The 6,649-nt window shown below is 70.8% G+C and carries 7 protein-coding genes; 1 reads left to right on the forward strand and 6 read right to left on the reverse strand.

Translation table 11 applies throughout. The features are described 5' to 3' along the window. Positions 1–27: 27 nt before the first annotated feature. The 6 genes from ACJA3G_RS26535 to ACJA3G_RS26560 all read right to left on the reverse strand — a co-directional run bounded on the left by ACJA3G_RS26535 (position 28) and on the right by ACJA3G_RS26560 (position 5,310). On the reverse strand, positions 28–864 hold the full coding sequence (locus tag ACJA3G_RS26535; protein ID WP_406555569.1) for a serine hydrolase domain-containing protein: 837 nt from the start codon (positions 862–864) through the stop codon (positions 28–30). A gap of 88 nt (positions 865–952) precedes the next feature. After that, positions 953–2,044, reverse strand: a complete 1,092-nt coding sequence (locus ACJA3G_RS26540; RefSeq protein WP_406555570.1) for a phosphatidylinositol-specific phospholipase C domain-containing protein — start codon at positions 2,042–2,044, stop codon at positions 953–955. Between the two features lie 243 nt (positions 2,045–2,287). Then, on the reverse strand, positions 2,288–3,616 hold the full coding sequence (locus ACJA3G_RS26545; protein WP_406555571.1) for a hypothetical protein: 1,329 nt from the start codon (positions 3,614–3,616) through the stop codon (positions 2,288–2,290). A gap of 18 nt (positions 3,617–3,634) precedes the next feature. Then, a complete protein-coding gene (locus tag ACJA3G_RS26550) occupies positions 3,635–4,417 on the reverse strand; it encodes a GntR family transcriptional regulator (protein WP_406555572.1) in 783 nt (260 codons plus the stop codon). Between the two features lie 140 nt (positions 4,418–4,557). Beyond that, positions 4,558–5,022, reverse strand: a complete 465-nt coding sequence (locus ACJA3G_RS26555; protein WP_406555573.1) for a cupin domain-containing protein — start codon at positions 5,020–5,022, stop codon at positions 4,558–4,560. A 60-nt stretch (positions 5,023–5,082) separates the two neighbouring features. Continuing rightward, positions 5,083–5,310, reverse strand: a complete 228-nt coding sequence (locus tag ACJA3G_RS26560; RefSeq protein WP_358832903.1) for a hypothetical protein — start codon at positions 5,308–5,310, stop codon at positions 5,083–5,085. A 289-nt stretch (positions 5,311–5,599) separates the two neighbouring features. On the opposite strand from ACJA3G_RS26560, the gene ACJA3G_RS26565 reads away from it, so the two are divergent. Further along, the coding region (locus ACJA3G_RS26565) for a chitinase (protein ID WP_406555574.1) at positions 5,600–6,649 on the forward strand (1,050 nt) is incomplete at its 3' end.

Consider the following 6,649-nt stretch of genomic DNA (forward strand, 5'->3'; position numbering starts at 1 on the left):
GTGCTGGCGGCACGGGCGGTCCGGGCCCTACGGCGTCCCCTCCGTCTCACCCCTGAGGTGCTCGATGGCGAGCTTGTCGGTGGTTTCGGCGTCGCCGGCCAGCCGGTGGACGAGCACCCAGGCGCCGTTCGGCAGCGCGCCGGCGAAGACGGAGGCGTCCTTGGTCGCGCCGTTGTGCCACACCAGACGGCCGGCCCGCTGCCAGGACGGGGCCGGTTCACCCAGTCGGTGTTCGACGAGCAGAGAGGTGACCAGGTGGGAGGTGGCGATCGGGGTGGCCCACAGACCCCCGGCCGGCAGGATCGCGCCGGTCATGGTCCACGGTCGGGAGGGGCGGCCGAAAAGCCCCCGGGCGACCAGGCGCCGCTCCGGCGCCGGGGCGGAGGTGACGTCGGTGATGTCGAGCGGACCCAGTACGTACTCGTTCAGCAGGTCCTCGTACGGGGCGCCGCCCGCGGTCGAGAGCGCCGAACCCAGTACGGAGTAGCCGAAGTTGGAGTACTCCTCGCGCTCGCCCGGGGCTGCGGTGACCAGGGTGTCGAGGCGTCGGAGGAGAGCGTCGAGGGCCGTGGTGTCGAACGGGGCGTACGGATCACGGCGGTCGAGGCCGGGAGGCAGTCGGGGCAGGCCGGAGGTGTGGGTGGCCAGGTGCCGCAGGGTGATGCCGGTGCCCGGTGGGACAGGCAGGAAGCGTTCGAGGGGATCGTCGAGCCCGAGGGCGCCCGCGACGGCGAGACGGGTCAGGAGGGTGCCGGTGAGCGGCTTGGTCAACGAGCCGATCTGGACGAACAGCTCGGGGTCGTGGCCGTGTTCCACCCGTGGCGGGGCGGAGCTGCTGAGGACGCACAGGGGTACGGGGCGCATCATTCCATGATCACGGACGTTGGCGTGCTGATGTGCGGCGGGGCCGCCGCGATACGGGTGAGGCGGCCCCGCCCTGCGCCCTTGGGGGTCAGCCGCGAGGCAGTGTCAGGCCCTGGACCTGGGGAAGCGCGGTCCAGTCGTTGGAGGCGATGGTCGCGTGCGACTTGGCGAGCAGCGCGATACGGGCCTGGGCGTCGGCCGGGGGCGGGTTCTTGGCGTCCAGGGCCGGGGCGACGCTGTGGGAGTCGGTCATCACCAGCAGATAGTGGTGGGCGTCGTACCAGGCGGTGTCGATGGTGCCGTTGAGATATGTGGCGGCGTCACCGTCGAACAGGACGAACCACGGCCGCAGCGAGGTGTCGGTGTAACGGGTGCGCGGGTCGCCGGACTGGGCGCCGTGGACCGTCGGGAAGATCTGCGCCTGCGTGGTGCGTCCGGCGGTGTGAAGGTCGCGCAGATATGTCGCGTACTCCTTGTCCGTCCACAGGGAGTCGGTGGGGTTTCCCTCCTCGACCGTGCCCGGGATGATCTCCAGGACGACCTTTCCGGCGAGTTGGGCGCGGCTGGGCCAGTTCCCGGCGGTGGCCGCCTCGTCGAGGGTGGCGTACTGGCCGCCGCCCGGCTTGGCCAGCAGGTCGGCCGGGCGGAAGACGGCCGACCCGAGGTGGGCGCTGATCGCCTGGTCCAACTGGGCGGGGCCGAGGCCGAAGTGGGACTGGAACCCGGCCTTCATCTCCAGTTTGATCACGAGCGGTCCATGGCCGGGGTGGGCCGCGAGCCAGACCCGTACGTCGTCCAGGCAGCTTTCCAGGTTCTTGTTGGCGCTGCCGGAGTAGAGCTGTCCGGGCGTGCTCGCGTTGACGCAGTTGTTGCTGTTGCCCAGGGGGTTGGAGTGGCTGACCTTCCACTCCTTGGTGATGAAGTCGTCCCAGACGTCGAGCTCGATCATGGAGGTGCCGGTGTCGAGTGCCTGCGCCAGATACCGGAACGAGGCCGGGTCATAGGTGTTGTGCAGGCCCGACGAGGTGGTGGCGGACAGCGGCAGGCTCTCGGGTCCGGCGGCGGAGGCGTCGGCGCCACCGCCCGCGCCGGTGAGCGCGAGCCCGAGGCCGACCGTGACAGCGGCGGCCAGGGCGGTGCGCAGGCGGGTGGTACGGCGTCTGGGCAGCGGTGCTGACACGGGAACCTCCGGTGGGGGGACGGCATTTCGTCGGACGGTGACAGCAGAGTGTGAATCGACGGAGTCATGACAAGCAACACAAGCTGCATTCCCGTTGTCACCGATCTGTCGCCGACCCTTCGCCGGGTCACGAGCCGGTGAACCCCTGGCCCTTCCAAGAGGATCGCCGTCCCCGGGCGGCCCGTCTCCGCCGTGGTCGGCGCGCGCCCGGGGCGGAGGCGAACGAGTGACCGCCCGCCGGGGTCAGCCGGTGATCGAGAAGACGACCCGGATGCCGGTGGTGGAGTTGATGCGCTCGTTGATGCCCCAGATCCGTCCCGTGTCCGGTGAGTAGCCGAGGTTCTGGGTCAGGACCGGGGAGGTGGTGTACACGTGCGGGGCATCGTCGGGCAGGGCCCGGTGGATGCACGAGTAGTCGATGGCGTCACCGGAGCCGCCGCCCGTGCCGGTGGGGCAGGTGCCGCTCATGTACCAGTACTGGCCGTTCGTCGCGGCGCCCTGCATCGCCCAGACCGGCGACGAGTAGCCGACGGTGGCGTGGCTGACGCCGTGGCCGGAGGGGTCGGTGGTGGAGGGGAGCGCGGTGAGGTAGTTCAGCGGCCAGCGCACCACCCGGCCACCCGCTCCGCCGGACTTGTACTCGGCGGAGACCAGACCGTCCTGGCCGGTACGGTCCAGACTCAGCGAGTTCAGGCAGGGGCTGGTGCCGGTGACCACGACACAGGCGGTGTTGTCGTCGGCCGTGGTGCGGTAGCGGCCGACCATGGGCAGCGCGTAGTTGCTCCAGCGCGCCGAGGACGTCGTGCCGGTGATGCCGACCGACTCCTGGCTGGAGTTGACCTTCCATATGTGCTGGAGGTCGTACACCTGCAGCCAGCGGCCGTTGGCGACGAAGACCTTGTTGCCGTACCAGACCACACCGTCGGCGTGGGTGCCCTGGACGGCCCGGAAGTTGCCGTCGCCGCCCGCCCGGGTGCCGGTGGGCTCGACGAGCAGCAGATGGTTGTAGGTGATCTGGTTGTTGTCGGCGTTGACCAGACTGACCCGGGCGAACTCGTTCGGCACCGGGTTCGCCCCGCCCAGGCCCCGGCTGAAGTGCCAGGAGGCCAGGAACGCCTTGTGGCCGTCCCACAGACCGCCCGGCTGGGCGTCGTACGAGCCGGTCAGGCCCTGCGGCGTCCAGCCGCCCGCGTCGGTGTAGGAGTTGGACGTGTCGTCGGCCTTGTCCCAGCAGAAGCCCGTCGGGCCGAGGCTCGAAGCCAGGCCCGTGCTGTGGCACAGGCCGTTGCTGCCGGTGCGACCGCCCGAGGTGAGCACGCTCGTGGCGTTGGTCTGGGCGACCGCGCCCCTGGCCTCCACCGCCTTGATCGCCTCGTCGTAGACGTCGAAGGTGTTCTGGCGCCGGCCGCCGAAGTCCGCCACCGGGTCCAGGGTGAACTGGCTGACGACGGCGCTGTCGATCGAGCCGAACGGGGTGGCCGCCTGGGCGGGACCGGCCGTCGCCAGGGATGCGGCGACGGCGGCGAAGCCGGCGGCCAGGGCGGTGAGCCCGGTCTTCCATGATCTGGTCATGACCAGGAAGAGTAGGCGTCAGAGCGGCGGGCGCACATCCCGGGCCGGGGACGTGAAGTGATATATCGGCCCTTGTTCGGCATGGGGAAAGGTCAGCAGGGTGATCTCCACAGTGCGGTGGTGCTGGTCGCGCACCTCGCGGTGGATCTCCAGCTGCGGGACGCCGTCGGAGCGGTCGTCGCCGGGGGCCATGGTGAGTTGTTCGTTGTGCTCCAGGCTGAGCCCGGCGTCCGCCGCCCAGGCGTAGAGGCGGCGCAGATCGCTGTGGGTGTGGTGGGACAGCGTCCGCTCGTAGCGGGCGAGCAGCGGGATCTGGGCGATCAGGCTGGGGGAGAGGTAGCTGACCGCGTGCTGGATCACCCGGTCGCCGGCCGAGGCGGTGTAGTAGTGGACGAGCGTGCGTACGCCGGACCGCAGACCCAGCTTGGTCGCGTACAGGGCGGGCGGTGCCTCCCAGACCAGCCGGGTCGCGGCGGCGATGCCCGCCCGGGGACTCAGCGCGCCCAGCGGGAACTGCGCCTCCGGAGGTGCCTGGAGAAGCCGCGCGTGCGCCTCGCCGGGGCGGTCGCCGCGGACGAAGGAGCCGCGCTTCTCGGTGCTGATCAGACCCTCCTGGCGCAGCACGTCCAGGGCCTGACGGATCGTCTGGCGGTTGCTGCCGTAGCGCTCGGCGAGGATCCGTTCGGCGGGCAGCCGGTGTCCGGGCTCCGAAGTGCCGGACTCGATGGTGGACTTGAGGTCGTGGGCGATCTCCAGATATCGGGGGACGGGGGGCAGGGAATGACCATGTGTGCCGGGCATGTGTCTCCCTAGATCGATCACTGCGGGTGTCTGAGTGGTTCTGTGGAGCGACTGCCTTTGTATCATTGGTCTAGACCGCCAAGGTGAACCGCAGGCGGACATTGGCGAGATTGCCACATACGCGAGAGGTGGTGCGCGGGTCAGGAGGGCAGGAATGGCCGGAGCTCGTCGTTGGCTTCCGGGAAACCGCGGAGGTCCGCCGCGGTCGCGAACTCGTGGTCCGCGTAGTCGAAGCCGGGCGTGACCACCTCGGCGACCAGGCCGTGTCCTGCGCCGTCGACCAGGCGGGACGCCTTCCAGTGGCCGCCGGGGACGAGCAGGAACCGCGAGTCGTCGGCGCCGAGCCGGACGCGGTCGAGGCTGCCGTCCGGGGCGAGTGTGACGTATTCCAGCGGTCCGCCGTCGAGGAGGAAGTGCAGGATGTCGCTCCGGTTGCGGTGCAGCCGGCCGAGCGGCTGGTCCCGGGTGAGCAGATAGTGGATGGACGTGGCGGCGGGTCTGGGGCCCCGGGGCAGCGACAGGGTGTGCGTGCTGGTGTAGATCCGGCGGAAGTACCCGCCCTCCGCGTGGGGTTCGAGCCCGAGCTCGGTGACCCAGTCCCGCATGGCATGCACCCTTCCGTCGCCTTCGCCCCCGGGTCCCATGGTGGCAGGCGCGCCCCGGGCTCAGGGCCCCGAGGCGTACGTATCCGTCTGGAGGTCCTCCACCAGCGCGAACAGCCGGGCCTCGTTGCCCGCGAGGCCCGCCGCCCGCAGGGACTCCTCGGCCTCCGCCATCGGCCCGGCGAGCAGCGCCAGGGCGCGCGGCGCCGTCGCCGGGTCGGCGAGCACGGCCTGCGCGGTCTGCAGCAGCCGGACGTACGCCTTGGCGGCCGTGCGCTCCGGTTCGGTCATCTCGGCTTCTCCCTCGTCTCCGTCGGTCAAGGTGTCGGACCGTCAAGCATCTCTCGCGGCACTGACAATGGGCCGCTCGTGCCGCGCGGGCACGCCTCTGGGGCGGGGACGGCGCGGGCGGTGAAGGGGGTCCCGTACGTCGGCACGGCCGTCGCCGGTTCAAGGATTCCCCATGGTCTAGTCCAAGTCGTTGACGTGCTCGGGACACGGCTCGATTCTGCTGTGAACCCGTCCCCCTCGGAGCGCGTTTCGGCCCCGGGGGAACTCCCCCCACCCCAGGAGACTGCACATGAGACGTCTTCGCGCTCTCCTCTGCGGCGCCGCCACCGCCGCGCTCGCCGCGGCGGGCCTCTCCGCCTTCGTCGCCGGACAGGCGTCCGGGGCGCCCGCCGCCGCGACCGCACTGAGCAACCGGTGGTACGCGGCGGCGCCGTATCTGATGCCGCTCGACAACAACCCGCCGAACGCCGGCGCCATCATGGACGCCACCGGGCTCAAGGCGTTCCAGCTCGCATTCGTCCTCGCTCCCGACGGAGGCGGGTGCGGCCCCACCTGGGGCGGCACGGCGCCCGTCTCCTCCGACACGGCGGTCGCCGGCGTCATCGCCTCCATCAGGGCCAAGGGCGGCGACGTGTCCGTCTCGGTCGGCGGCTACGGCGGCACCAAGCTCGGCCAGACCTGCTCCGACGCGTCGAGCACCGCAGCCGCCTACCAGCAGGTCATCACCAAGTACGGGCTGAAGGCGATCGACTTCGACCTGGAGGAGCCCGAGTACGAGAACAGTGCGGCCATCGCGCACGAGATCGGCGCCGCCAGGATCCTCCAGCAGAACAACCCCGGCCTCTACGTCTCGGTGACCACGGCCGGGACGGCCGACGGCACCGGCTGGTTCGGCAAGCAGATGCTGAACGAGGCCAAGGCGCAGGGTTTCGTGCCCGACAACTTCTCCATCATGCCCTTCGACGGCGGGTTCAGCGGCGCGGCGGCCCAGCTGAGCGCCCTGACCAACTTCAACTCCATCCTGCGCTCCACCTTCGGCTGGAGCGAGGCCACGGCCTACGCCCACGAGGGCTTCTCCGGGATGAACGGCCGCAGCGACACCGGCGAGTACTTCCGCCAGGCCGACTTCCAGAGCGTCCTGGACTACGCCACCGGCCATGGCATGGACCGCTTCACCTTCTGGTCCCTCAACCGGGACCGGCAGTGCTCGCCACCCGACAACAACGGCACCACCTCCGGCACATGCAGCAGCGTCGCCCAGGCCGACTGGGACTTCGCCAAGTACGCGGTGCGGTTCGCCGGCGCCACGCCGCCCACGACCCCGCCCACCACGCCTCCC

Source organism: Streptomyces sp. YS-3 (assembly GCF_045257485.1).
Lineage (GTDB): Bacteria > Actinomycetota > Actinomycetes > Streptomycetales > Streptomycetaceae > Streptomyces.